The sequence below is a fragment of the Flavobacterium flavigenum genome, assembly GCF_027111255.2.
Taxonomy (GTDB): domain Bacteria; phylum Bacteroidota; class Bacteroidia; order Flavobacteriales; family Flavobacteriaceae; genus Flavobacterium; species Flavobacterium flavigenum.
In genome coordinates, this window is record NZ_CP114285.2 from 2887246 (window position 1) to 2910418 (window position 23173).

Annotated in this window: 26 protein-coding genes; 15 read left to right on the plus strand and 11 right to left on the minus strand. The window is 34.8% G+C overall.

The features are described from left to right. Positions 1 to 15: 15 nt before the first annotated feature. The 3 genes from OZP09_RS11775 (at position 16) to OZP09_RS11785 (ending at position 3674) form a co-directional block, all read left to right on the plus strand. Positions 16 to 1551 carry an SGNH/GDSL hydrolase family protein gene (locus OZP09_RS11775; RefSeq protein WP_281309439.1) on the plus strand — a complete coding sequence of 512 codons (1536 nt, stop codon included), beginning with the start codon at positions 16 to 18 and terminating at the stop codon, positions 1549 to 1551. Positions 1552 to 1786: 235 nt separating this feature from the next. Further along, complete coding sequence (gene atpD, locus OZP09_RS11780; protein WP_163396342.1) at positions 1787 to 3298, plus strand: F0F1 ATP synthase subunit beta; 1512 nt, start codon at positions 1787 to 1789, stop codon at positions 3296 to 3298. Between the two features lie 94 nt (positions 3299 to 3392). Next, positions 3393 to 3674 carry a F0F1 ATP synthase subunit delta/epsilon gene (locus OZP09_RS11785; protein WP_269233889.1) on the plus strand — a complete coding sequence of 94 codons (282 nt, stop codon included), beginning with the start codon at positions 3393 to 3395 and terminating at the stop codon, positions 3672 to 3674. Positions 3675 to 3738: 64 nt separating this feature from the next. Here the strand turns inward: OZP09_RS11785 and OZP09_RS11790 are convergent, their stop codons facing one another. Then, the gene (locus tag OZP09_RS11790) at positions 3739 to 3945 is read right to left on the minus strand and encodes a helix-turn-helix domain-containing protein (protein ID WP_269233890.1); all 207 of its coding nucleotides are present in this window, start codon (positions 3943 to 3945) and stop codon (positions 3739 to 3741) included. A gap of 1 nt (position 3946) precedes the next feature. Beyond that, the gene (locus OZP09_RS11795) at positions 3947 to 4822 is read right to left on the minus strand and encodes a hypothetical protein (RefSeq protein ID WP_281309440.1); all 876 of its coding nucleotides are present in this window, start codon (positions 4820 to 4822) and stop codon (positions 3947 to 3949) included. A gap of 308 nt (positions 4823 to 5130) precedes the next feature. Between OZP09_RS11795 and OZP09_RS11800 the strand changes: the two genes are divergently transcribed. From OZP09_RS11800 to OZP09_RS11835, 8 genes are all read left to right on the plus strand, one after another. Then, on the plus strand, positions 5131 to 5769 hold the full coding sequence (locus OZP09_RS11800) for an NAD(P)-dependent oxidoreductase (RefSeq protein ID WP_269233892.1): 639 nt from the start codon (positions 5131 to 5133) through the stop codon (positions 5767 to 5769). Between the two features lie 75 nt (positions 5770 to 5844). Beyond that, a complete protein-coding gene (locus OZP09_RS11805) occupies positions 5845 to 6981 on the plus strand; it encodes an aminotransferase class I/II-fold pyridoxal phosphate-dependent enzyme (RefSeq protein WP_269233893.1) in 1137 nt (378 codons plus the stop codon). A gap of 474 nt (positions 6982 to 7455) precedes the next feature. Beyond that, positions 7456 to 8316, plus strand: coding sequence for a TraB/GumN family protein (locus tag OZP09_RS11810; RefSeq protein WP_281309441.1), 861 nt, complete (start codon positions 7456 to 7458; stop codon positions 8314 to 8316). A 7-nt stretch (positions 8317 to 8323) separates the two neighbouring features. Further along, positions 8324 to 8827: an RNA polymerase sigma factor gene (locus tag OZP09_RS11815; RefSeq protein WP_223682061.1), complete on the plus strand. Its 504-nt coding sequence runs from the start codon at positions 8324 to 8326 to the stop codon at positions 8825 to 8827. Then, positions 8817 to 9431, plus strand: a complete 615-nt coding sequence (locus tag OZP09_RS11820; protein ID WP_269233895.1) for a hypothetical protein — start codon at positions 8817 to 8819, stop codon at positions 9429 to 9431. Before OZP09_RS11815 ends, OZP09_RS11820 begins: the two co-directional genes overlap by 11 nt. Before the next feature lie 161 nt (positions 9432 to 9592). Continuing rightward, positions 9593 to 10210: a dethiobiotin synthase gene (bioD, locus tag OZP09_RS11825; RefSeq protein ID WP_269233897.1), complete on the plus strand. Its 618-nt coding sequence runs from the start codon at positions 9593 to 9595 to the stop codon at positions 10208 to 10210. A gap of 61 nt (positions 10211 to 10271) precedes the next feature. Further along, positions 10272 to 11543 (plus strand): adenosylmethionine--8-amino-7-oxononanoate transaminase, encoded by a 1272-nt coding sequence (gene bioA / locus OZP09_RS11830; RefSeq protein WP_269233898.1) that lies wholly within the window; start codon positions 10272 to 10274, stop codon positions 11541 to 11543. Positions 11544 to 11681: 138 nt separating this feature from the next. Then, entirely contained in the window at positions 11682 to 12848 is a 1167-nt protein-coding gene (locus OZP09_RS11835; protein WP_281309442.1) for a beta-ketoacyl synthase N-terminal-like domain-containing protein, read from the plus strand. A gap of 69 nt (positions 12849 to 12917) precedes the next feature. Here OZP09_RS11835 and OZP09_RS11840 read toward each other — a convergent pair whose 3' ends face one another. Further along, on the minus strand, positions 12918 to 13859 hold the full coding sequence (locus OZP09_RS11840; protein WP_223682777.1) for an OmpA family protein: 942 nt from the start codon (positions 13857 to 13859) through the stop codon (positions 12918 to 12920). A gap of 204 nt (positions 13860 to 14063) precedes the next feature. Then, complete coding sequence (locus OZP09_RS11845; RefSeq protein WP_269233899.1) at positions 14064 to 14825, minus strand: exodeoxyribonuclease III; 762 nt, start codon at positions 14823 to 14825, stop codon at positions 14064 to 14066. Positions 14826 to 14939: 114 nt separating this feature from the next. On the opposite strand from OZP09_RS11845, the gene OZP09_RS11850 reads away from it, so the two are divergent. Beyond that, the gene (locus OZP09_RS11850) at positions 14940 to 16748 is read left to right on the plus strand and encodes a lysophospholipid acyltransferase family protein (protein WP_269233900.1); all 1809 of its coding nucleotides are present in this window, start codon (positions 14940 to 14942) and stop codon (positions 16746 to 16748) included. 54 nt (positions 16749 to 16802) lie between these two features. Here OZP09_RS11850 and OZP09_RS11855 read toward each other — a convergent pair whose 3' ends face one another. The 3 genes from OZP09_RS11855 to OZP09_RS11865 form a co-directional block, all read right to left on the minus strand. Then, entirely contained in the window at positions 16803 to 17084 is a 282-nt protein-coding gene (locus OZP09_RS11855) for a TM2 domain-containing protein (protein WP_269233901.1), read from the minus strand. A gap of 15 nt (positions 17085 to 17099) precedes the next feature. Further along, positions 17100 to 17525: a DUF805 domain-containing protein gene (locus OZP09_RS11860; RefSeq protein WP_269233903.1), complete on the minus strand. Its 426-nt coding sequence runs from the start codon at positions 17523 to 17525 to the stop codon at positions 17100 to 17102. 170 nt (positions 17526 to 17695) lie between these two features. Continuing rightward, the gene (locus OZP09_RS11865; protein WP_281309443.1) at positions 17696 to 18643 is read right to left on the minus strand and encodes a 2-hydroxyacid dehydrogenase; all 948 of its coding nucleotides are present in this window, start codon (positions 18641 to 18643) and stop codon (positions 17696 to 17698) included. A 165-nt stretch (positions 18644 to 18808) separates the two neighbouring features. On the opposite strand from OZP09_RS11865, the gene OZP09_RS11870 reads away from it, so the two are divergent. The 3 genes from OZP09_RS11870 to OZP09_RS11875 are packed head-to-tail and all read left to right on the plus strand — an operon-like array spanning position 18809 to position 19691. Then, a complete protein-coding gene (locus tag OZP09_RS11870) occupies positions 18809 to 18991 on the plus strand; it encodes a hypothetical protein (RefSeq protein WP_432419432.1) in 183 nt (60 codons plus the stop codon). Continuing rightward, positions 18991 to 19161, plus strand: coding sequence for a Na+/H+ antiporter NhaA (locus OZP09_RS22660; protein WP_432419433.1), 171 nt, complete (start codon positions 18991 to 18993; stop codon positions 19159 to 19161). The genes OZP09_RS11870 and OZP09_RS22660 overlap by 1 nt, the downstream gene beginning before the upstream one ends. Before the next feature lie 2 nt (positions 19162 to 19163). Then, positions 19164 to 19691 carry a hypothetical protein gene (locus OZP09_RS11875; protein ID WP_269233904.1) on the plus strand — a complete coding sequence of 176 codons (528 nt, stop codon included), beginning with the start codon at positions 19164 to 19166 and terminating at the stop codon, positions 19689 to 19691. A gap of 53 nt (positions 19692 to 19744) precedes the next feature. On the opposite strand, the gene proC is transcribed toward OZP09_RS11875, so the two are convergent. The 4 genes from proC to OZP09_RS11895 all read right to left on the minus strand — a co-directional run bounded on the left by proC (position 19745) and on the right by OZP09_RS11895 (position 23173). Continuing rightward, positions 19745 to 20530, minus strand: coding sequence for a pyrroline-5-carboxylate reductase (gene proC, locus OZP09_RS11880; protein WP_269233905.1), 786 nt, complete (start codon positions 20528 to 20530; stop codon positions 19745 to 19747). Between the two features lie 100 nt (positions 20531 to 20630). Then, on the minus strand, positions 20631 to 21980 hold the full coding sequence (gene mgtE / locus OZP09_RS11885; RefSeq protein ID WP_163396326.1) for a magnesium transporter: 1350 nt from the start codon (positions 21978 to 21980) through the stop codon (positions 20631 to 20633). After that, positions 21964 to 22749 (minus strand): 16S rRNA (adenine(1518)-N(6)/adenine(1519)-N(6))-dimethyltransferase RsmA, encoded by a 786-nt coding sequence (gene rsmA, locus OZP09_RS11890; protein ID WP_269233908.1) that lies wholly within the window; start codon positions 22747 to 22749, stop codon positions 21964 to 21966. Before rsmA ends, mgtE begins: the two co-directional genes overlap by 17 nt. A 91-nt stretch (positions 22750 to 22840) precedes the next feature. After that, a complete protein-coding gene (locus tag OZP09_RS11895) occupies positions 22841 to 23173 on the minus strand; it encodes a DUF4286 family protein (protein ID WP_269233909.1) in 333 nt (110 codons plus the stop codon).

Genomic DNA, 23173 nt, shown 5'->3' on the forward strand with positions numbered 1-23173 from the left:
AAAATATTATAGATTATGATAAAAAATTTCAAATGGCTGCTATTGGTTTCTTTAGCTTTTGCAGCTTGTAACAGTGATGACGAAACCGTAAAGGAAAATAACTCAGTTGATGGTCTACCCTTAACTTCTGGTTCGGCAGATTTCTCAAAATATGTCGCTTTAGGAGATTCTTTTGCGGCAGGTTTTAGTGACAATGCTCTTTTCATCAAAGGTCAGGAAGGAGCATATCCGAATATTATAGCGCAACAATTTGCTTTAGTTGGAGGTGGAGAATTTAAGACGCCTTATGCAAATGATAATATAGGTGGACTGTTATTAGGCGGTAATATAATCACCGCACCACGTTTGTATTTTGACACTACTACCAGCACTCCTGTTTCTGTTACAGGCGCACCAACAACAGAAGTTACGGCACATTTGTCCGGAACATTCAACAATTTAGGAGTTCCTGGTGCTAAAAGCTTTCATCTGCTGGCGCCAGGTTATGGTAATGTGGCAGGAATCACTTCGGGAACAGCAAATCCTTATTTTGCTCGTTTTGCTTCAAGTGCAACCACTACAGTCCTAGCAGATGCGTTAAGTCAAAACCCCACTTTCTTCTCTTTATGGATTGGAGGAAATGATGAATTAGGATATGCAACTGCTGGTGGAGATCCAACGGTAAACCCTTTAACTCCTGCCGCAACTTTTGATACAGCGTATAAAGGCTTAGTCGCACAGCTTGTTGCCGGCGGTAGAAAAGGAGTTGTAGCTAATTTACCAATTATTACAACTCTACCTCATTTTCATGTTATTGCCTACAATCAACTTACACAGGCTAATTTAAGTTCCGGGGGAGTTAGCTTGGTTAATACTTTGAATACACAACTGTACGGACCACTACATAACGCTTTGGTCTTTTTAGGACAAGGAAGCAGAATTAATCTTTTGACTACAACAGGAAATAATCAATTATTAATTGTAGACGAAACTTTACCTGATCTTTCAGCAAATTTAAAGACAGTTTTAATGGGTGGAGGATTAGATGCTACTACTGCTACAGTAATGGGACAGATTTTTGGAAGAGCCAGACAGGCACTCCCTACAGATTTAATTTGCTTAGGCGCTTCTTCCAGAATTGGAAAAGTACCAACTGTAGCGGCTGACGGAATTGCTTCGCCTTCTCCATTATTATCACAACTGGGAGTTACTTTTCCTTTGCCAGACAGATATGTCTTACTTCCTACTGAAGTGGCAGAAATTGGAGTTGCTACGGCAGCTTACAATGCGACTATAAAGGCTGCTGCAGAAGCAAATGGTTTGGCGATTGTTGATGCAGAATCAATTATGGCTGATTTAAACAAACCTAATGGGATTTCAATGAATAACTTTACATTAAACGCAACATTTGTTACAGGTGGTATGTTTTCTCTAGACGGAATTCATCCTACTCCAAGAGGATATGCTTTTATTGCGAATAAGTTCATTGAAGCAATCAATATAAAATACGGTTCAAATTTAAAAGGTGTAGATATAGGCAACTACCAGGTTCTATTTCCAAAAATATTATAATAAAGCCAATTTTTTTTAGTAGAAAAAGCCACTCATTAATAATGCAGTGGTTTTTTTATTAATGCTTAATTTTATATTATTAGATATTCGAATCACCATTTTTAATAGTATAACAAAAAACTAAGTATTTTTATAAAAAAATTATTGATTTTATATTTTAAAAAATTATCTTTGCGCTCTGAAAAAAGAGGTATTTTCGATAAACCTAAATAGCTATTTAATAAACACATAAGTAATGTCAAAAGTAATAGGAAAAGTTGCTCAAATCATTGGACCAGTAGTTGACGTAGTTTTCAACGGTAAAGATGTTGAACTTCCAAAAATTTATGATTCGTTAGAAGTCACTAAAAAAGATGGAACATTATTAGTTCTAGAAGTACAATCTCACATTGGAGAAAACACTGTTCGTACAATCTCTATGGACTCTACAGACGGTTTGTCAAGAGGGTATGAAGTAGTTGGAACAGGAAATCCAATCCAAATGCCAATCGGTCCGGATGTATACGGAAGATTATTTAATGTTGTTGGAGATGCCATTGATGGTTTAGGTGAATTGCCTAAAACTGGAGAAAACGGTCTGCCTATTCACAGACAAGCTCCTAAATTTGAAGATTTATCAACTTCATCTGAAGTTTTATTTACAGGTATCAAAGTAATCGATTTGATCGAGCCTTATGCAAAAGGAGGTAAAATTGGATTGTTCGGTGGTGCTGGTGTTGGTAAAACAGTATTGATTCAGGAGTTGATCAACAATATCGCAAAAGGTCACGGTGGACTTTCAGTATTCGCTGGAGTAGGTGAAAGAACACGTGAAGGAAATGACTTGCTTCGTGAGATGTTAGAGTCAGGAATTATTAAATACGGTGATGATTTCATGCACTCTATGGAAAATGGAGGATGGGATTTATCTAAAGTAGATATGCCAGGAATGAGAGAGTCTAAAGCTACTTTCGTTTTCGGACAAATGAATGAGCCACCTGGAGCTCGTGCACGTGTGGCACTTTCAGGATTGTCTATCGCTGAATATTTCCGTGATGGAGCTGGATCAGACCAAGGAAAAGATGTATTATTCTTCGTTGATAATATCTTCCGTTTTACACAAGCAGGTTCTGAGGTATCAGCACTTTTAGGACGTATGCCTTCTGCAGTAGGTTACCAGCCAACATTAGCAACTGAGATGGGTGCTATGCAAGAGCGTATTACATCTACAAACAAAGGATCTATTACATCTGTACAGGCGGTTTACGTTCCTGCGGATGACTTAACTGACCCGGCGCCGGCTACAACTTTCGCGCACTTAGATGCAACAACTGTATTGTCTCGTAAAATTGCTGAGTTAGGTATTTATCCTGCGGTTGACCCGTTAGATTCTACTTCAAGAATTTTAACTCCACACATATTAGGTGATGAGCACTACAACTGTGCACAAAGAGTAAAAGAGATTCTTCAAAAATACAAACAATTACAAGATATCATCGCAATCTTAGGTATGGAGGAGTTGTCTGAAGAAGATAAACTTTCTGTATCAAGAGCTCGTCGTGTACAACGTTTCTTGTCTCAGCCATTCCACGTAGCAGAGCAATTTACAGGTATCCCAGGAGTATTAGTAGATATTAAAGATACTATCAAAGGATTTAACATGATTATCGATGGTGAGTTAGATCACCTTCCAGAAGCTGCTTTCAACTTGAAAGGTTCTATTCAAGATGCAATCGAAGCTGGAGAGAAAATGTTAGCTGAAGCATAATCAGGCAAAGCCTGATCAACATCAAAATAAAATTCCAAATTCCAAAATTGGGATTTGGAATTTTTTTATAATTTGAAATTTTTAAAAAACAGTTATGATTTTAGAAATAGTATCACCAGAAGCAAAATTATTTTCAGGAGAAGTAACATCTGTTACATTGCCTGGAGTTGACGGAAGCTTTCAAATATTGAATCATCACGCTCCTGTAGTTTCTATTCTAGAAAAAGGAACTATTAAAATTGTGGCTTCAAGCTTCAGTTTTTCTAAAGAAGTTGCGGGTAAATTCACGAAAGTAAATGACCAGACTTATACTTTGGAAATTAATTCGGGAACTATTGAGATGAAAGACAATAAAATTATTGTTTTAGCAGACTAAGACAATTTAAAATAATTTTAAAAAGCCAAACTTAATGTTTGGCTTTTTTTGTTGTCTTCTGTTTTTATTCTTTTATATATTCCATGATATCTCCTGGTTGGCATTCTAATATTTCGCAGATGGTTTCTAATGTTGAAATACGAATTGCTTTTGCTTTTCCTGTTTTTAATATAGAAAGATTAGCTGTTGTAATTCCAATTTTTTCTGCCAGTTCGTTTGAGCGCATTTTGCGTTTAGCGAGCATTACGTCTAAGTTGATGATAATTGGCATATTAAATAGTTAATTCGTTTTCTTCTTCTAGTGATCTTCCTCTTTCAATCAGTCTGGTTAGCAGCACCAAAATACTTCCTAAAAATAAGGCATAAAATTCTATATCTATAGTTGGATTAAATGTCACTCTGATATTTTGGAAATAAGTATTCTGCAAAGATGCTAAAACTTGTGGTTCGATCAATATATAATCAAATAAATTAGCGTCAAGGAAGCTGTAAATTATAGGGATTAACTGCGAGAACAGAAAAACATATCCTAATCCTTTAATGTAAGTTGAAAGAGGTTTTGAAAAATAAATTTCTTTAGCCAGTTCTCTTAAAATTAGCGCCAGAAAAATCATTTTTAGAATCAAAACAATACTGTTTAAATGTTCTCTTATTGCTAGCATGACGTTGGTAAAAGATTCGTTAGTCAATATTTTTAAATAAGCAGAATCTCCTTGAGGAGCATATCTTATGAATTTAAACCTTTTGGCTTGTTTGTGCAGATAATTTCCACTTCCATCAGCACCTACTGAAATACGATAATTGCTTTCAGAGCCAACATTGTAGACGTTTATAGCTTTTACTATTTTGTGATCCTTTAAATATGTGCTGTTGATTTGAGGATAAGAGTCCCCTGCATATACCCCAAAACCTCCTTGACTTTTTCTTATAGAATCAGGAATTTGCAAAGTGAGTGTGGCAGGTACATAATAGCCTTCGGAAGTTTTGCTTCCCATTGTATATGTTGAGTTACCGCTTTTTACCACATATTGCCCATCTTTTCCAAAAAATTTTCCAGAAACAGCTGTTAGAAAAAAAAGACTGTAAACAATAATACCAAATACTACAGCAAAGTAAAGGAACGATGCAAAATGCTTGACTGGATTCATAATAATTTATATTTTAATTTATTGCAAACTTATAATTAATTATCGAAAAACAATAATTAATTATTAAAAAACGATTTTTATCTTGTTTACATACAATATTAAAAAGAATTGATTCATAATGTTTATTGGCAATTTGGACTTTGCATCATTAGAATTTAATTGATTAAAAGTATTATTGTGTATCTTTATATTATTAGAATCTCTTTATAAAATATTGATCGTTTTATAAAAGCTCAGTAAGCTTTTATTCTTTCACTTTATCACAATGATAAAGTGAAATTATTTATGTCAAATTTTATAAAGAAAATATGAAAAATATAAAAAAAGTTGCCGTATTAGGCGGAGGCGGCAGAACTGGAAAATATCTTGTAAACCAGTTGTTAGAAAAAGGAATTAACGTAAAAGTTCTTTTAAGAAACCCGGAAACCTTTACAATTCAAAATTCAAAAGTCGAAATTATTGAGGGTGATGCCATCAACGAAAGCACTATAAGATCTTTACTTGAAGATTGTGGCGCCGTACTTAGTACAATTGGACAACGGCCAGGCGAACCCATGGTTGCAAGTAATGCAACTAAAAATATCCTCAAAAACATGAATGATTTTGATATTCAGCGATATGTCTTGCTGGCAGGTATTAATGTCGATACACCATTTGATAAAAAGGGAGAAAAAACGATAGCTGCGACTAACTGGATGAAAGCCAACTATCCTGAAATTCAGCAAGACCGTCAACTTACCTACGATTTATTAACTGAAAGTGATGTTAACTGGACATTGGTTCGTGTCCCGTTTATTGAATTTACTGATACCAGCTCCGAAATTATTGTAAATCTTGAAGACTGTCCGGGAGATAAAATCAGCTCTTTTGACATTGCTGGCTTTATGGTTCAGGAAATGATTGAGGAAAAATTCGTTAGAAAATCACCTTTTATAACGAATTTTTAAAAACCAGATTTGCAACAGCGGGTGATTAATCCCGCTGTTGTTTTAATCTAAGTTCAATTTCATAACTTTGCTTTTATGAAATTACCTGAAAATCTTATTCAAAAGCTTGAAACCCGAAAACAAAACAACGCGTTAAGACAATTACCGAGTTTTAATAACCGTGTTGATTTTTCTTCAAATGATTATATCGGATTTTCAAGGTCTGAAACCATTTTCAAACAGGCGCATCATTATTTGATTGAAAATGATATAATTCAGAATGGAGCTACAGGTTCGCGACTACTTTCCGGAAATCATTATCTATATCAAATTACAGAGACACATATAAAAGAATTTCATGAAGCAGAATCAGCTTTAATTTTCAATTCGGGCTATGATGCAAACGTTGGTTTTTTTAGCGCTGTACCGCAGCGAAATGATGTTATTTTATATGATGAATTAAGTCATGCTTCAATTCGCGATGGAATTTCGATGTCAAATGCTAAATCTTACAAATTCGGCCATAATGATTTTGAAGATTTAGAGCGGTTAATTTTAAAATTTCCTGAGACAAATATTTATATTGTTACTGAAACTGTTTTTTCAATGGATGGCGACTGTCCAAACCTGGAAGAATTAGTACAACTTACAGAAAAATACAATTGTTATCTGATAGTTGACGAAGCACACTCTCTTGGTGTTTTTGGAGATAAAGGAGAAGGCTTAATACAATCACTAAATTTGCACAACAGAATTTTTGCCCGAATAATGACTTTCGGAAAAGGGCTAGGATGTCATGGAGCAGTAGTTTTAGGAAATTCAGAACTTAAAGAATATTTAGTAAACTTCGCCAGAAGTTTCATTTATACAACAGGATTATCTCCTCATTCGGTTGCTACAATTTTAATCGCATACCAGCAATTAGAAATTGAAAAACACACGATTGAAAAATTACGGCAAAACATCATTTTCTTTAATCAACAGAAAAATCTTTTGGGCTTAAAACCGATGTTTGTCCGAAGCAAATCAGCAATTCAATCCGCTATTATTCCGGGCAATGAAAATGTGAAACACATAGCCCAACAGCTACAGGACAAAGGATTTGATGTTAAAGCTATTTTATCTCCAACTGTTCCGGAAGGCCAGGAAAGACTTCGTTTTTGTATTCACAGCTTTAATAGTGAAGAAGAAATCAGTGAAGTTTTAGAATTTATGAGAGATTTGATTTTTTAATTATTCCACAGAAATTAACCCAGGTTTTCATAAATAATCGCAAAAAAATTCGCTAATCTTTGTACACTCCCTGTTGTGTACCTCTGTGACATTATATTTTTTCCTCTCTAAGCTACTGGATTCTCTCAGTTTTAGAAAAAAGTTTAATTTTTTTTGTAACGTTTTAAATGTTTGGTCACTTACGAGCCGCAACCAAATAAATCAAAACTATTATGAAATCGCAATCTTCTTTCTCGAAACAAAATATTTACAAATGTATCTTAGCCGCATTAGCTGGATTTTTATTCGCTTTGCTATTCAAGATCTTAGTAAAACTTATTAGTGTCGCTTTTTTAGTTATTATGGGATGTTTGGCACTTGGAACTATAGCTTCGTGGCAACGGAACAATTACAACAAATAATCAAAAGAGTTTCAATCATCAAATCAATCAAAAATTATCATCAATCAATTATCAATTTTAAATCAATCAAAACATGAAAAATTTAATCAAATCAACAATAGCAGTAGTACTATTTATTTTTAGCGGAACAATACATGCGCAAAAAAAAGCTCCTAAATTAGAAAACTCATTATTATGGGAAGTTTCAGGAAATGGATTATCAAAACCTTCTTATTTATACGGAACAATTCATATGATTTGCTCCTCCGATTATTTTCTTTCAGATAAGACAAAAAAAGCATTCGAAGCTTCAGAGAAATTAGTTTTAGAAATTGATATGTCTAATCCTAAAGAAATGACTGATCTGCAGCAAATGGCAATGGGAAAAGAACCTCTTAGCAAAACTCTAAGTCCGGAGAATTTATCAAAATTAGATCATGTCTTAAAAAGCAATGGGATGACGGTTCAGCAGTTAGACAATTTTAAATTATTTACAATTATGAGTCTGATATCTATGAAATCTTTCGGATGTAACGATTTGAAATTTTATGAAATGAATTTTATAGAAACTGCAAAACAACGAAAACTTCCAATTATTGGACTTGAAACAGTAAATTCGCAAATGGAGGCATTCGCTAAAAGCTATACAGATACAGAAATGATTGATGCATTAAAAGAATCCAGTAGAGAAGAAACCGCTAAACTTGTATCTCAATACAAACAGGAAAATATAACGGCTATATATGATGCATTTGCTACGAATAAGTCTATGAGTAAAAAAACAAAAGAAATTATTCTTGACAACAGAAATGAAAACTGGATAAAACAACTACCTGGTTTAATGGAAAAAGAAAGTTTATTTATCGCAGTAGGATCAGCTCATTTAGCAGGAGAATCTGGAATTATCAATTTACTAAAAAAAGCAGGATATATCGTAAAACCAGTAATGAAATAGTACTATTTTGAAAGAGAAAGAACAAGAATTTTTAAAACGGATAGAAAGTCATAAAGGAATTCTCTACAAAGTCTCGAAGATGTATATGGATAATTATGATGATCAGCAGGACTTGTTTCAGGAGATTGTCTGCCAGCTATGGAAATCATATGATACTTTTCGGAATGAAAGCCAATTTTCGACCTGGATGTACAGAGTCGCGGTAAATACAGCAATTGTTTTTCTTAGAAAAGAAAAGCGAAAGGTAGATAAATACGAAATAGCTTCAGAAAATATTAAGGACGAAGAAGGAGATTCACACATCAAAGAAAGTCAGCTGGATCATTTTTATAAAGCAGTTCAAAAACTCGAAAAAATAGATAAAGCCATTATTTTTTATCAGCTGGAGGGATTCTCTCATAAAGAAATAGGTGAAAATCTTGGGATTTCTGAAGGGAATGCCAGGGTAAAATTAAACAGGGCAAAAGAAAAATTAAAAGAAATAATTAAAAATCAGGGATATGGATTTTAACGATATACAAAACGCATGGAATAACGAAAAGACAGAAAATGTCGTTCTTCCGGATAATTTAGAAAAAATACAATCAGCAAATACACCTTTGGATAAGATTCGGAAAAATCTTAAAAACGAACTTATAATGCAGTCAGTCGCTGTATTATTAATCGGATTCACACCTTCTTCTTATAATTTTCCAGAAAAGTGGATTATGCCGTTTTACTTGTTCTTCAGCATATTTGTTGCAGTCTGTGTATACTATCTGGTAAAATTGTATGTTTTTTACAAAAGACTAAACAAGATCACTTTAAAAACAAAAGACAGTCTATATGAAACCTATTTTGACATAAGGCTTAATATGGAATTGTACAAAACATTCGGGTTTGCGCTGACACCTTTTATTGTTTTGTTTTTAATTGGTTTTTTATACAATCATTTTTCAAAAACGCCTGGTTTTGAAATAAGCAATTTTAGTAATTCACAGATGATTAGTGTTTTTGTACCAGTTGTATTTTCAATCTTATTCATGGGATTGTCTTTAGAATGGTGGGTGCAGTACTTTTATGGAAAACATGCCAAAGAGATTAGAAAAGTAATCGACGAATTAAAAGAAGAATAAATAACAAGCCCATCGTAACTGATGGGCTTGTTATTTTTATTGGTATTTTTGTAGAGAATTTTACACAGAGATTCACAAAGAAAAAGCAAAGATTCACAAAATTTTTATTCTTTGCGCTACTTTGTGCATCCTTTGCGAATCTCTGCGAAACAACAAAACTCATGAAAATATTTATTACAGGAATTTCAACCGACGTAGGTAAAACAATAACTTCTGCCATTGTTGTAGAAGCTTTAGAAGCAGATTACTGGAAACCGGTACAGGCCGGAGATTTAGACAATTCTGATACTCATAAAGTAAAATCCCGAATTTCAAATTCTAAATCTCATTTTTATCCAAATGCTTATGAGTTAAACACACCGGCAAGTCCTCATCTGGCAGCTGAGATAGATAAAATTACAATTGATTTAGAACAAATTCAGGAACCAAAAACTGATAATCATCTGGTTATTGAAGGCGCTGGAGGAATTTTTGTTCCGCTGAACGAAAAAGACACAATCGCTGATTTGATTCAGCCTGATTATAAAATTATTGTAGTTTCAAGACATTATCTGGGGAGCATTAATCATACCTTATTGACTATTGAAGCAATTCAAAACAGAGGATTTCAGGTTCATGGAATTATCTTTAGTGGAAGCGAAAATAAATCGACTGAAAGTTTGATTCTGAATAAAACCGGAATTAAATACATTGGAAGAATTGATGAAGAACCTTACTTCGACCAAAATGTAATTAAAGAATATGCCGATTTGTTTCGGGAGAATCTTTTAAAAATGTAAAATGTATTTTGTAAAAAGTAAAATGCATCTATCCCACATCTGACAAAAAACATTTCACAATATGACTTTACAGGAAAAAGACAGCCAATATCTCTGGCATCCTTATACACAGCACAAAACTTCTCAAACCCCTATTGCTATTTCAAGAGGCGAAGGTGCCTTACTTTGGGACGAAAACAATAAAGAATACATAGATGCTATTGCATCATGGTGGGTAAATCCGTTTGGGCACAGTAACAAATTTATTGCTGATGCGATTTACAAACAGCTCACAACTTTAGAACATGTTCTATTTGGTGGTTTTACACACGAACCTGCCATAAAAGTTGCGGAAAAATTAATGGGAATTTTGCCGAAGAACCAGCAGAAAATTTTCTTTTCAGACAATGGTTCCACCGCAGTTGAAGTTGCCATTAAAGTAGCTTTGCAGTATTTCTACAATAAAGGCGAAAAACGAACTACCATAATTGCTTTTGAAAATGCTTTTCACGGCGATACTTTTGCGGCGATGGCAGCAAGCGGGATTTCGTTTTATACTCAGGCTTTTCAGGGAATGTTTATCGATGTTGTCCGGATTCCGGTTCCGATTAAAGGACAGGAAAAAATTAGTTTTGATGCTTTGAAAGAGGTAATTCAGAATCATGATTGCGCAGGATTTATTTTTGAGCCTTTGGTTCAGGGTGCTGCCGGAATGGTGATGTACGAGCCGGAATCTTTGGCAAAACTGATTGCCATTTGCAAAGAAAATAAAATCCTAACCATTGCCGATGAAGTCATGACCGGTTTTGGTAAAACCGGAAAAACCTTCGCAATGGATTATGTTGATGAAGATCCGGACATGATTTGTTTGTCTAAAGCTTTAACAGGAGGAACAATTCCGATGGCGATTACGACTTTTACTCAGAACGTTTTCGATGCCTTTTATGATGATGACATTAATAAAGCTTTGTTTCACGGACATACATTTACCGCAAATCCAACAGGTTGTGCTGCGGCTTTAGCCAGTATCGATTTATTGCAGACAGATGAAATACAGGCTAATATTAAAAGAATCAACAAAAATCATTTAAACTTTCAAAGGAAAATTGAAAACCATCCAAAAGTAATTACAGCCAGAACATTAGGCGTTATTTTTGCTGTTGAAATAAAATCAGATACAGAGGAAAGCTATTATGGCTCCATGCGTACCAAATTGTATAATTTCTTTATTGACAAAGGAGTTATTTTACGTCCTGTTGGAAACATAGTTTATATATTACCTCCTTACATCATGACTAACGAACAGCTTCAAAAGGTATATACTACAATTGAAGAAGCTATTGAAATGGTGTAGCTTTTGACCATATAAGTTATATAAGAAAATATAAGCAGCCAGCTTAAATGAACTTATATAACTTATATGGTTTAATTTATTTAAAACCCTGCGAACTTTGCCAAAACTTTTGCGAACTTTGCGGTTAAATAAAAAAAATTGAATACTAAAATCTCCATAACAGCATTTTCGTCTATTTCTCCATTAGGAAATAATCCTGATGAAGTCTGGAAAAAATACCTTAACAATCAGCATTGCTTTTCTTCTCAGTTTTTGGATCAACAAGAAACTTCTGTAGCTGAGCTTGAAGCTGATTCGAAACAAATTATAGATGAAGTCCGTGAGTCAGATTCTAAGTATAAATTTTTAGATGATTCTGTTTTGTTTGCCGTAGCAGCTTCGCGAAAAGCTGTTGAGCTGGCAGGCTGGAATAAAAATGATGTATTTGGAATCAACATAGGTTCTTCCCGCGGTGCAACTGATTTGTTTGAAAAGCATTACAAAGAGTACATCGATACCGGAAAAGCACAGACTCTCGCCTCTCCAACAACTACTCTGGGAAATATTTCTTCCTGGATCGCACACGATTTGCAAAGCGTTGGTCCGGAAATTTCACATTCCATTACCTGTTCAACAGCGCTTCATGCTATTTTAAATGGTGCTGCATGGCTAAAATCAGGCATGGCAGATAAGTTTTTAGTTGGCGGAAGCGAAGCCCCCTTAACCGATTTTACGATTGCCCAGATGCGGGCTTTAAAAATATATTCGCGTATTAATCAAACAGACGAAGCATGGCCTAACCTGGCTTTTGATTTTGAAAAAACACAAAACACCATGATTTTGGGTGAAGCAGCGGGAGTCTGCTGTCTGGAAGCTGGCGAAGCAGCAAATGCAATAGCGTACATAACAGGTGTTGGATATGCAACTGAAATTCTGGAACATAATATTTCGATTTCTGCAGAAGCCGATTGTTTCCAAAAATCAATGAAAATGGCCTTAAAAGGAGAAAATTTAGAAGACATAGATGTAATTGTCATGCATGCACCCGGAACCATAAAAGGTGATTTGACAGAACTTCGTGCCATCGAAAAAGTATTTGGCAAAAATATGCCCTTACTGACGACTAATAAATGGAAAATAGGCCACACTTTTGGGGCATCAGGAATTTTAAGTTTAGAACTGGCTCTTTTGATGATCCTGCATGATACGTTTATCAATGTTCCGTTTGCAAAAGCCCAAAATCAGACCAAATCAATTAAAAAAGTGCTCATAAATGCTGTCGGTTTTGGCGGAAATGCCGTGAGTATCTTGATTGAAAAAGCATAATTTATATATTAACGAAAAAGGCTCAGAGTTTTAAAAACTCTGAGCCTTTTGAATATCATAAAATTCAGCTTAGTTGATGCTGTTCAGCATGTCGGCGATTTCATCTAATCTTGGTGTTAAGATGATTTCGATTCTACGGTTTTTAGCTTTTCCCTCAGGAGTTGCGTTGCTTGCCAAAGGAGAAAATTCGCTACGACCGGCAGCTGTTAGTTTTTGTTTGTTAATTTTAGCATTTTCACTCAAAATAGCTACAATTGCAGTCGCTCTTTTGGTAGATAAATCCCAATTGTTTGCGATTGGTCCTGAACCTGCATACGGATCATCATCAGTATGCCCTTCAATCAATACAGAAAGATCCGGATTGTCGCCCAATACTTTTCCTAACTCTACAACTGCTTTTCTACCTTCTGAACCAACAGCCCAGCTTCCGGAATTGAAAAGTAATTTGTTTTCCATAGAAACATATACTTTTCCATTTTTCTGTTCTACTGTAAGCCCTTTTCCTTCAAAACCATTTAAAGCTTTAGACAATGTTTCCTTTAGCTTTCTCATTGCCTCTTCTTTTGCTGCAATCATCGCTTCAAGTTCATTGAGACGGCTTGCGGTTTTATCTAAACGTGCCTGCTCTTCAGCTAATTTTTTTGATTTTGCTTCTAATTCAGCCAGCAAATCGCGGTTTTTATTCATGTTTTTTTCTAACGCATCGTTGCTGTTTTTCTCTAATGCGTTATATGAATCCTGTAAAACTTTGAATTTGTTTTGTGCCGCGGCAAGATCAGCTTTTTGTTTGGCTAAATCATCTTTTGCACTTGCTAAATCCTTCGTTAATTTATCACGGTCTAATTCTAACTGACTTTTTGCTTTTTTTAATTCGCTGTTTTCATCAGCAATAGAACGGTTTTCTTTTTTTAAGTCTGAATATTTTGTTTCAAGGTCATTGTAGATTTTTTTGGAAACACAAGACGTTGAAAGTGCCAGAACAAGCAATCCAAGTGAGGCTTTTTTAATCATTTTTATGGTATTTATAATTAGGTTATTATTCTTTAAATGTGCTTTTTACCGTGAGGTCCTAGCCCTGATTGAAACGAAAATCCTTTGTGGTTTTTCTTTAAAACCACAAAGATTGCAGTGGAAAGCAGGAATTAGCTCCTTAAACTTTGCTAACGAATCATCGAACTGAGAACCCGCCTTTGTGTAACAATAACAATACCAGAATTACTCGATTTCGACTAAAACCGGACAATGATCTGAATGTATGGCATCCGGAAGAATAACAGCACGCCTCAATCTGTGTTCTAAAGGCTGGCTTACCAGATTGTAATCGATACGCCAGCCTTTGTTATTTCCTCTGGCTCCTGCGCGGTAACTCCACCACGTATAATGATGCGGATCTTTGTTGAAATGGCGGAAACTGTCGATAAAACCGGATTTCATAAATGCATCAAGCCAGGCGCGTTCCTGAGGCAAAAATCCTGAAACGGTTTTGTTTCGAACCGGATCGTGAATATCAATCGCTTCGTGACAGATGTTATAATCTCCACAAATAATAATGTTCGGAATGGTTAATTTTAATTCATTTATATACGTTTGAAAATCATCCATAAACATAAATTTATGATCTAATCTTTCGATGTTGGTTCCTGATGGCAGATACAGGCTCATTACAGACACATCATCAAAATCGGCACGCAGATTACGGCCTTCAAAATCCATGTGTTGAATTCCGGTTCCGTAAACAACCTGATTGGGTTCTATTTTAGATAAAATGGCTACACCGCTATATCCTTTTTTAGTTGCAGGATAATAATATTGATACGGATAGCCTGCAGCTGTAATCTCTTCTGTTGGAATTTGCTCTTGCGTAGCCTTAATTTCCTGAAGACAAATTACATCAGGATTGGCCTGCTGAAGCCAGTTGATAAAGCCTTTTGAAATAGCAGCGCGTATTCCGTTTACGTTATAAGAAATAATTTTCATTGGATTTTTTTAGAATTTCAAAAGTAATAAAAATGCTGAAAGTTTACATAACAAACGCTAAAAGTAGAGTTTTTTGTTATCTTTGTTCGCTGTTCTAATAAATTAAAAAAGTACATGGGTTTAGTTACCGCGAAAGAAGTTGCAAAGGCAATAAATGTTGACAAGTACGGAGTTTTCGGTACTTTTTCAGGCTGGATTCTCATGAAGGTTCTTAAAATATCCACCCTCAATAAAATTTACGATCACAATAAACATTTAGAAGATGTTGCTTTTTTAAACGGAGTACTGGATGAATTACAAATCAAATTCGAAATTCCTGAAGAAGATTTAAAGCGTCTGCCTAAAGATGGTGCTTATATTACGATTTCAAATCATCCGCTTGGAGGAATTGATGGCATTTTACTTTTGAAACTGATGCTTGAAAGAGAGCCTAATTTCAAAATTATCGCCAACTTCTTATTACACAGAATTATCCCGATGAAAAAATACATTATGCCGGTTAATCCTTTTGAAAATCATAAGGACGCAAAATCGAGTGTAATAGGCATTAAAGAAACTTTACGTCATTTAAGCGACGGAAAACCTTTGGGAATTTTCCCTGCCGGGGAAGTTTCGACGTACAAAGACGGAAAACTGGTAGTGGACAAACCATGGGAAGAAGGTGCTATCAAACTGATCAGAAAAGCAAAAGTTCCGGTTGTACCGATTTATTTTCATGCTAAGAACAGTAAATTATTCTATTGGCTTTCTAAAATTGATGATACTTTACGTACAGCAAAATTACCATCAGAACTTCTTACACAAAAAGACCGTGTAATAAAGGTTCGTATTGGAAAACCAATTTCGGTAAATGAACAAAATGAAATCGAATCGTTCGAAGAATACTCTGAGTTTTTAAGAAAGAAAACTTATATGCTGGCTAATCCTTTCGAAAAAGAGCATAAATTACTGGATACATCTAATTTAAAAATTACGAAAGCGCCCAAAAAGATTGTTACTGCCGCCAATGAAGCAAAAATGATTGATGAAGTTCAGGCTTTAAGAAACAGTGACTGTCGTTTATTGCAAAGTAAAAACTATGAGGTCTTTTTTGCCACAGCGAAATCAATTCCTAATATTTTACATGAAATTGGACGTTTACGTGAAATTACTTTCCGTGAGGTTGGCGAAGGAACGAATGAGTCAATAGATCTAGACCAGTTTGACCAGTATTACCATCACATGTTTTTATGGGATGAGGATACTAAAAAAATTGCCGGCGCTTACCGAATGGGCTTAGGTTCTGAAATTTATCCAAAATATGGGCTTGAAGGTTTTTATCTTAATGACCTTTTTAGATTTGAACCTGAACTGCACGACATGATGCATAATTCCATAGAAATGGGTCGTGCTTTTATCATCAAAGATTATCAGCAAAAACCGATGCCTTTATTTTTATTGTGGAAAGGAATTATTCATACGACCTTACGTTACCCTGAACACAAATATTTGCTGGGTGGAGTAAGCATCAGTAATCAGTTCTCAGACTTCTCAAAATCGTTAATGATTGAGTTCATGAAGTCGAACTATTACGATCCGTATATCGCACAGTATATCCATCCAAAAAAGGCTTACAAAGTAAAACTTAAAGATGCTGATAAAGATTTTATTTTTGATGAAGCTGAATCAGATTTAAATAAATTCGATAAAATCATTGACGAACTTGAACCTGGAAATTTACGCTTGCCTGTTTTAATTAAAAAATACATCAAACAAAATGCACGTGTAGTAGCGTTTAATGTGGACCCTCTGTTCAATAACGCTGTAGACGGCTTAATGTACATCAGGATTGCAGATATTCCTGAAAGTACAATGAAACCAGTTATCGAAGAGTTTCAGATCGAACTGGAACGTAAATTATCTGAGAAAGAAGATATTAGTTAAGAAAAACCTATAAAAAAGAAAACCCATTTCGCTTGAAATGGGTTTTTTTATGTTTTAGAACCAGCCTTTTTTACCAACCTGATAGGTCTGATAAAAGTCTTCGTCTGTTTTAGTCAGGTAGATAATTCCTTCCACGAAGCCAATTAAGCTTCCCATTCCGCAAGTAACTAAAGTTACCACTAATTGGATTATTCCTTCCTGAGTGTAACCTAAAACGAATTTATGCACACCAAATCCTCCTAATACGATACCAAGTACTCCTGCTAGAACTTTTTTGTTTTCTTCTCTACGAACTGGAGGATTATTCCAGTCTTCAGTTGGTCTTGTGGTTTCCATTTTATATATATTTAATTATTGTAATTCAACTTTGCCAATTTCTTCAATTTCTTCAATTTCATTTTTTGGATCTGGTCCATATTGATTTGGGCCATGATTACCTTCTGTACAAAATAAAACTAATATCCAGATTGGGCCAACTAAAGGAATAAAAGAAACCAAATAAAACCAACCACTTTTACCAACATCATGTAATCTTCTGGCAATAACACCCAAACTAGGTAAAAGAATTGCCAAAGTATAAATAATAAATAGGCCGTATCCAACTGCAATACCAGTAAAGCCATCTCCAAAAGCACCTCCTATAGCGCCTCCAATAATCATCAATATTATAGAAATTATTCCATTAGCAAGTGCAAAATACCAATACTCACTCCTTCTGGCGCGTCCTTTAAAGTTTGCATAGTTTTCAAAAACCACTTTTTTGTACCATTCAATCATAATTAATAAAATTTAATTAGTTTCCTACTCTTTTAGGATTTTCGGCTTACTCCTTTTTAAAATTTTGTTAAAATTAACGACAATATTAAAAAAAAATAAATTCAAAAGCTAATTGTGTGAATTAATTTTCAGAAAAAACCTGTTATTAAAATCTAAAGAAATATCGATAATTATTTTGAGTACAAAGCCTTTATTTTATCTACAATTACCTGAGCCAGACGTTCATGGCTTTCAAATGTCCAGCCCGCAATATGAGGGGTAAGGATTACTTTTTTACCATCCAGCAAGTACTGAAAAGCTTCGGGGGTATTTTTTTCCTGAAAAAGTGTTTCGAAAGAGAGTTTCTCATATTCCAAAACATCCAGACCTGCACCTAAAACTTTTCCGGATTTCATAGCTTCAACCAAATCAGCTGTGACGATGTTTTTCCCACGTGAAGTATTTATAATCCAAAATGGCTTTGCAAATGCATTTATAAAATTCAGGTCAATCATTTTGTCTGTATCAGGCGTCCAAGGGATATGCAGGCTTAAGACATCAGTTTTTTGCTGTAATTCCTGTAATGAAACTTGTTTAGCATTTTCATCACCCATATTTTTAGCAATGTCATAGCACAAGACTTCAACATCAAACCCTCTTAATTTTTTAGCAAAGGCTTTTCCCATGTTTCCGTATCCGATAATCCCAACTGTTTTCCCGTCAAGTTCATGTCCGCGGTTGCTTTCCCGGTTCCAAGCCCCTGATCGGATTTCGCTATCGGCCTGATTTAGCTTATTAAAAAGGGATAAAATCATTCCTAAAGTATGTTCTGCAACAGCGTTGCAATTACCTTCCGGAGCGGCAATAAGATTGATATCTTTCTCTAATGCGTAATCACAGTCGATACTCTCAAGACCCGCACCAACTCTGGCAATAAACTGCAAATTGAAAGCTTTGTCAATAAACTGTTTGTCGATTTTAAAACGGCTTCTGATTACAATTCCGTTATAATCCTGAATTTTAGCTTCGATTTCTTCTTTTGAAGATTTAAAGTCGGCATGGTTTTCAAAACCTGCTTCTTCTAATTGCTGCCAAAGAATGGGATGGTTGCTGTCGATATGTAGAATTTTTACACTCATTTTTTAAAAATTTAGATAAACAAAAATACAGTTTATTCTTTTATTTCGTAATCTGCACAGACCAAACAAAACACTATATCTTTTTATTGGTTTAGTTTTTTTTTTAACTTTGAAAAACAACATTTTCGAAACTTCAGAAACATTTTAATACACATAATTGCTAAAATGAAATTAACAAAGACCTTTAATGCCTTTTTTGAAAACGAAAAATCAAGTGGACTGTTGTTGTTATTTGTGACTGTTCTTTCACTTACAATTGCTAATTTATCATTAACACAGAATTCATTGCTTTTTGGGAAAAAGATCTGGGTGGACATTCCATCACACACTGGATTAATGACGGATTAATGACAATATTTTTTTTACTGATTGGATTAGAACTGGAGCGAGAAATATACCATGGTGAATTATCCAGCATAAAAAAAATTTCAAAAATAGCCATTCAGATTGCATCACTGCTTTCAGGGATTTTTGGATTTATTTATTTGAAATACATTTTAGCACAAAAAAAGACTTAGTTATGAAATTAAAAAAAATACCCTTTCTGTTGTTTTCATTTTCAGTATTGCTAATTTTTGCGTGCGAAAACAAAAAAGAGATATCAATTCCGGTTAAAAACAACAATGATACTATTGCAACACTTCCAACAATTAAAAATGAGGAATCAATAGCCGGAATTTATCAAGGCGATGAATGTGCTATTTCTGTAGAAATAGCAAAAGTCAGGGATGGTTATTCTTATGTATTAAAAACGAATAACAGAAAATTAACAGGCAAGGCCACTTTCTCTACTAATGAATCAGGAGAAAAATATTTGGTTTTAGAAGGTATTGAATGGGATGAATACGAAGGGGATATCAGTCATCAAGATGAAACAGATACTATTTCGGATGCTAAAAAGACAAATAAAGAATTAGAAATACCAATCGGAATCGATTTTGCTTATAAAAAAGATACACTAACCATGCAGAATTATGGAAATGCTATGAATTACTACACCAAACTTGGAGAATGTGATGCAAAATATATTGAATTGGTTAAAAAGTAAATTCCAAATCCCAACAGAAAATTGGAATTTGGAATTTCAGGAAATTTGATATTTTATTTTAAAAGCCCTTTAATCTGTTTCAAAGAAGTTTTGATTCCTTTGATCAAAGACGAACTGAAACCATTGTGTTCCATTTCATTAAGACCTACAATTGTACAGCCCTGAGGCGTAGTAACACGGTCGATTAATTGTTCCGGATGAACTTTTTCCTCTAATAACATTTTTGCGGCTCCTTTTGCAGTTTGTGCAGCAATGGCCAAAGCTGTCTGAGAATCAAATCCAATTTCGATTCCGGCCTGCATTGAAGCACGGATATATCTTAGGGCATAAGCTGTTCCACAGGCGCCTAAAACAGTCGCTGCGTCCATTAGTTTCTCATCAATTACGGGAGCAGTTCCTAAGTCGTGAAACAAATCTACAATTGGTAAAGCTTTTTCCTTATCTTTTTCAGGAAATGAAATACAAGTCGCTGATTCACCAAACTGAGCTGCTATATTCGGCATGATTCTCACTACCGAAAATTCATTATTCGTTTTTGACTGAAGCATTTCCAAAGACAAACCACTTACTGCAGATGCGATAGTTTTTCCTGAAATTACAGGTAAAATCTCTGCCAGAACAGTATCTACCTGATAGGGTTTTACAGTCAGGATAACCACATCGGCTTCCTGAATATTATGCTTATTATCAGATGAAACTGTAATTCCTAATTCTGTTAAATACTGAATACTCGCAGTATTTCTTCTGGTAACAGTAACCTGATTGTTTTTAGAAAATTTGGCAATCCCAACGGCAACAGAAACCCCAAGGTTTCCTCCTCCAATAATATGTACTTTCATGCTTATTTATTGCTGATTAATAGCGTGTTTTTTTAAGCCACAAATTACACAGATTTTTAAGATCTTAAATCACTGCAAGCTGTTAATTTGTTGGAAAAAATTAAAAACCCAGAATCAATTTGGCTACTCCAAAATAGAGCATAATTCCAAAGACATCGTTGGTTGTGGTAATAAATGGTCCTGTCGCGATAGCAGGATCTATTTTATTTTTATGCAAAAAAAGCGGTACAAGGGTTCCTAATGTTGCAGCAAATAATATTACCACGATCATAGAAATCGAAATGGCCAGTCCAACTAAATACTGTTGGTACATAATTGAATGATACCCCAGTAAAAGCAATGAAATAATACTTCCGGATATCATTGAAACTGAGATTTCTTTACTAAAATATCCTCTGCTAAAATCTTTCAAAGTACCATTTGCCAAACCCTGAACCACAATTGCTGATGCCTGAACACCAATATTTCCTGCCGTTGCAGAAAGTAAAGGAACAAAAATGATTAAAGTCGAATATTTTTGAAATGTCTGTTCATTTCCCTTCAAAACAAAAGAAGCCACGATTTCGATTACCATACCAATTAAAAGCCATGGCAAACGGGCTTTTGTCAATTCTAAAACACTGTCATTTGATTCAACGTCCTGGGTAATACCTGCTGCCAATTGATAATCTTTATCCGCTTCGTCTTTGATTACGTCTACGATATCATCAATTGTAATTCTTCCCACTAAACGTCCAAGCTCATCTACAACCGGAATAGCTTCCAAATCATATTTTTGCATGATACGGGCTACCTCAACATCTTCGGTATCTACGTTTACAAAATTCAGTTTTCGGATATACACATCTCCAATTTGGGTTTTGGTTGAAGAAGTCAGTAAATCTTTCAGGGACAATCTTCCTTTTAAGCGGTTTTCATCATCAACCACATAAATCGAATGTACCCTGGATACGTTTTCGGCCTGAATACGCATTTCCTTGACGCAGGTCAGCACGTTCCAGTTTTCATTTACTTTTACGAGCTCTTTACCCATCAGACCTCCCGCAGAATTTTCGTCATAACGCAACAAATCAACAATGTCTTTTGCGTGCTCGACGTCAATTAATTCCGAGATTACCTCAGCTTTAATTTCCTGTGAAAGTTCGGCAATAATATCTGCCGCATCATTCGTTTCCAGCTCATCAAGCTCTTCGGCGATTTCTTTTGGTGAAAGTCGGCTTAAGATATTCTCTCGCAGGTCATCTTCTAGTTCAAGAAGAATCTCGGCGGTTTTATCACTATCTAAAACCTTAAAAATATAGGTTGCATCGTCAAAATCCAGTTCATCCAGGATTTCTGCGATATCGGCATGGTGCAAATCGTTCAATAAAACTTCAAGTTCATTGTCGTTTTTATTTACAATATGCTCTTCTAATTGCTGGATTAACTCTTTGCTAACTTTGAACTCCATCGGCTTCTATTTTTTGAGTCAAAACAATAAACTCATCAACGCTAAGTTGCTCTGGTCGAAGATCAAAGATAGTATCTTCCCGCAAATTATCTGATAAATTTAATGTTTTCAAACTGTTACGTAATGTTTTTCGTCTTTGCTGGAAAGCTGTTTTCACTACAGTAAAGAACAACTTTTCACCACAAGGAAGGCTGTAATCTTCCTTTCGGGTCATTTTCATCACACCCGATTTCACCTTGGGCGGAGGAATAAAAACATTTTCGTCAACAGTAAACAAATACTCAGTATCATAGAAAGCCTGTGCTAAAACGGATAAGATTCCGTAAGCTTTTGAGCCTTTTTTCTCGCAGATTCGCTCTGCTACTTCCTTTTGAAACATGCCGGAAAACTCCGGAATCTGATCTCTGAACTCTAATGTTCTAAAAACAATCTGAGTAGAAATGTTATAAGGGAAATTACCAATAATAGCGAACTGCTTATTTTCGTAAACCTGGTTTATGTTGTATTTCAGAAAGTCTTCTGAAATGATTTTATCTTTTAATTTTGGATAGTTGGCGTCGAGATATGCAACAGATTCAGTATCAATCTCAATTACTTGTGTGGTTACATCCTTCTCAAGTAAATATTTAGTAAGCACACCCATCCCTGGTCCTATTTCTAAAACCTCATCATATCCTTTTAAGCTCAAAGTATCCGCAATTGCTTTTGCGATGCTTTCGTCTTTAAGGAAGTGCTGTCCTAAATGTTTTTTGGCTTTTACTTTTTCCATTTTCTTTCTTGTTTTGCCACGAGGGCGCAAAAGTATTCTTTTTGCAGCGAAGACTAAAGGCTTAAAGCTTTATTTTCAAACTTTCTGCTAATTAAGACTTAAAGTCGAAATCGTAATGTTCTGAAATAACCTGTAATTCTGTTCTGAAAGAAAGCATCTTATCCGCAAACAATTCTAAAGCTTCCCTGTCAAATTTTGGCTGATCCTCAAGATAGTATTTCTCTAAAGTATCCTTACTGTCTGTTGTGTATTGTACAGAATAAGTAACTCCGCCCATTTCTTCTTCAACCAGAACTTTTACAATTCTTGCTGAAGAAAATTTATTTGTAGCCAGAATTTCCGGAATATGTTTTTCCTGCATCCAATTTAACCATTGGTCATGAACACTTTCGTGTATATTGGTGGTAATGTTGTAAATAATCAT

Coding starts and splice junctions, on each gene's coding strand:
- OZP09_RS11775 (WP_281309439.1), top strand. CDS start 16: ATGATAAAAAATTTCAAATGGCTGCTATTGGTTTCTTTAGCTTTTGCA.
- atpD (WP_163396342.1), top strand. CDS start 1,787: ATGTCAAAAGTAATAGGAAAAGTTGCTCAAATCATTGGACCAGTAGTT.
- OZP09_RS11785 (WP_269233889.1), top strand. CDS start 3,393: ATGATTTTAGAAATAGTATCACCAGAAGCAAAATTATTTTCAGGAGAA.
- OZP09_RS11790 (WP_269233890.1), bottom strand. CDS start 3,945: ATGCCAATTATCATCAACTTAGACGTAATGCTCGCTAAACGCAAAATG.
- OZP09_RS11795 (WP_281309440.1), bottom strand. CDS start 4,822: ATGAATCCAGTCAAGCATTTTGCATCGTTCCTTTACTTTGCTGTAGTA.
- OZP09_RS11800 (WP_269233892.1), top strand. CDS start 5,131: ATGAAAAATATAAAAAAAGTTGCCGTATTAGGCGGAGGCGGCAGAACT.
- OZP09_RS11805 (WP_269233893.1), top strand. CDS start 5,845: ATGAAATTACCTGAAAATCTTATTCAAAAGCTTGAAACCCGAAAACAA.
- OZP09_RS11810 (WP_281309441.1), top strand. CDS start 7,456: ATGAAAAATTTAATCAAATCAACAATAGCAGTAGTACTATTTATTTTT.
- OZP09_RS11820 (WP_269233895.1), top strand. CDS start 8,817: ATGGATTTTAACGATATACAAAACGCATGGAATAACGAAAAGACAGAA.
- bioD (WP_269233897.1), top strand. CDS start 9,593: ATGAAAATATTTATTACAGGAATTTCAACCGACGTAGGTAAAACAATA.
- bioA (WP_269233898.1), top strand. CDS start 10,272: ATGACTTTACAGGAAAAAGACAGCCAATATCTCTGGCATCCTTATACA.
- OZP09_RS11840 (WP_223682777.1), bottom strand. CDS start 13,859: ATGATTAAAAAAGCCTCACTTGGATTGCTTGTTCTGGCACTTTCAACG.
- OZP09_RS11845 (WP_269233899.1), bottom strand. CDS start 14,825: ATGAAAATTATTTCTTATAACGTAAACGGAATACGCGCTGCTATTTCA.
- OZP09_RS11850 (WP_269233900.1), top strand. CDS start 14,940: ATGGGTTTAGTTACCGCGAAAGAAGTTGCAAAGGCAATAAATGTTGAC.
- OZP09_RS11855 (WP_269233901.1), bottom strand. CDS start 17,084: ATGGAAACCACAAGACCAACTGAAGACTGGAATAATCCTCCAGTTCGT.
- OZP09_RS11860 (WP_269233903.1), bottom strand. CDS start 17,525: ATGATTGAATGGTACAAAAAAGTGGTTTTTGAAAACTATGCAAACTTT.
- OZP09_RS11865 (WP_281309443.1), bottom strand. CDS start 18,643: ATGAGTGTAAAAATTCTACATATCGACAGCAACCATCCCATTCTTTGG.
- OZP09_RS11870 (WP_432419432.1), top strand. CDS start 18,809: ATGAAATTAACAAAGACCTTTAATGCCTTTTTTGAAAACGAAAAATCA.
- OZP09_RS22660 (WP_432419433.1), top strand. CDS start 18,991: ATGACAATATTTTTTTTACTGATTGGATTAGAACTGGAGCGAGAAATA.
- OZP09_RS11875 (WP_269233904.1), top strand. CDS start 19,164: ATGAAATTAAAAAAAATACCCTTTCTGTTGTTTTCATTTTCAGTATTG.
- proC (WP_269233905.1), bottom strand. CDS start 20,530: ATGAAAGTACATATTATTGGAGGAGGAAACCTTGGGGTTTCTGTTGCC.
- mgtE (WP_163396326.1), bottom strand. CDS start 21,980: ATGGAGTTCAAAGTTAGCAAAGAGTTAATCCAGCAATTAGAAGAGCAT.
- rsmA (WP_269233908.1), bottom strand. CDS start 22,749: ATGGAAAAAGTAAAAGCCAAAAAACATTTAGGACAGCACTTCCTTAAA.
- OZP09_RS11895 (WP_269233909.1), bottom strand. CDS start 23,173: ATGATTATTTACAACATTACCACCAATATACACGAAAGTGTTCATGAC.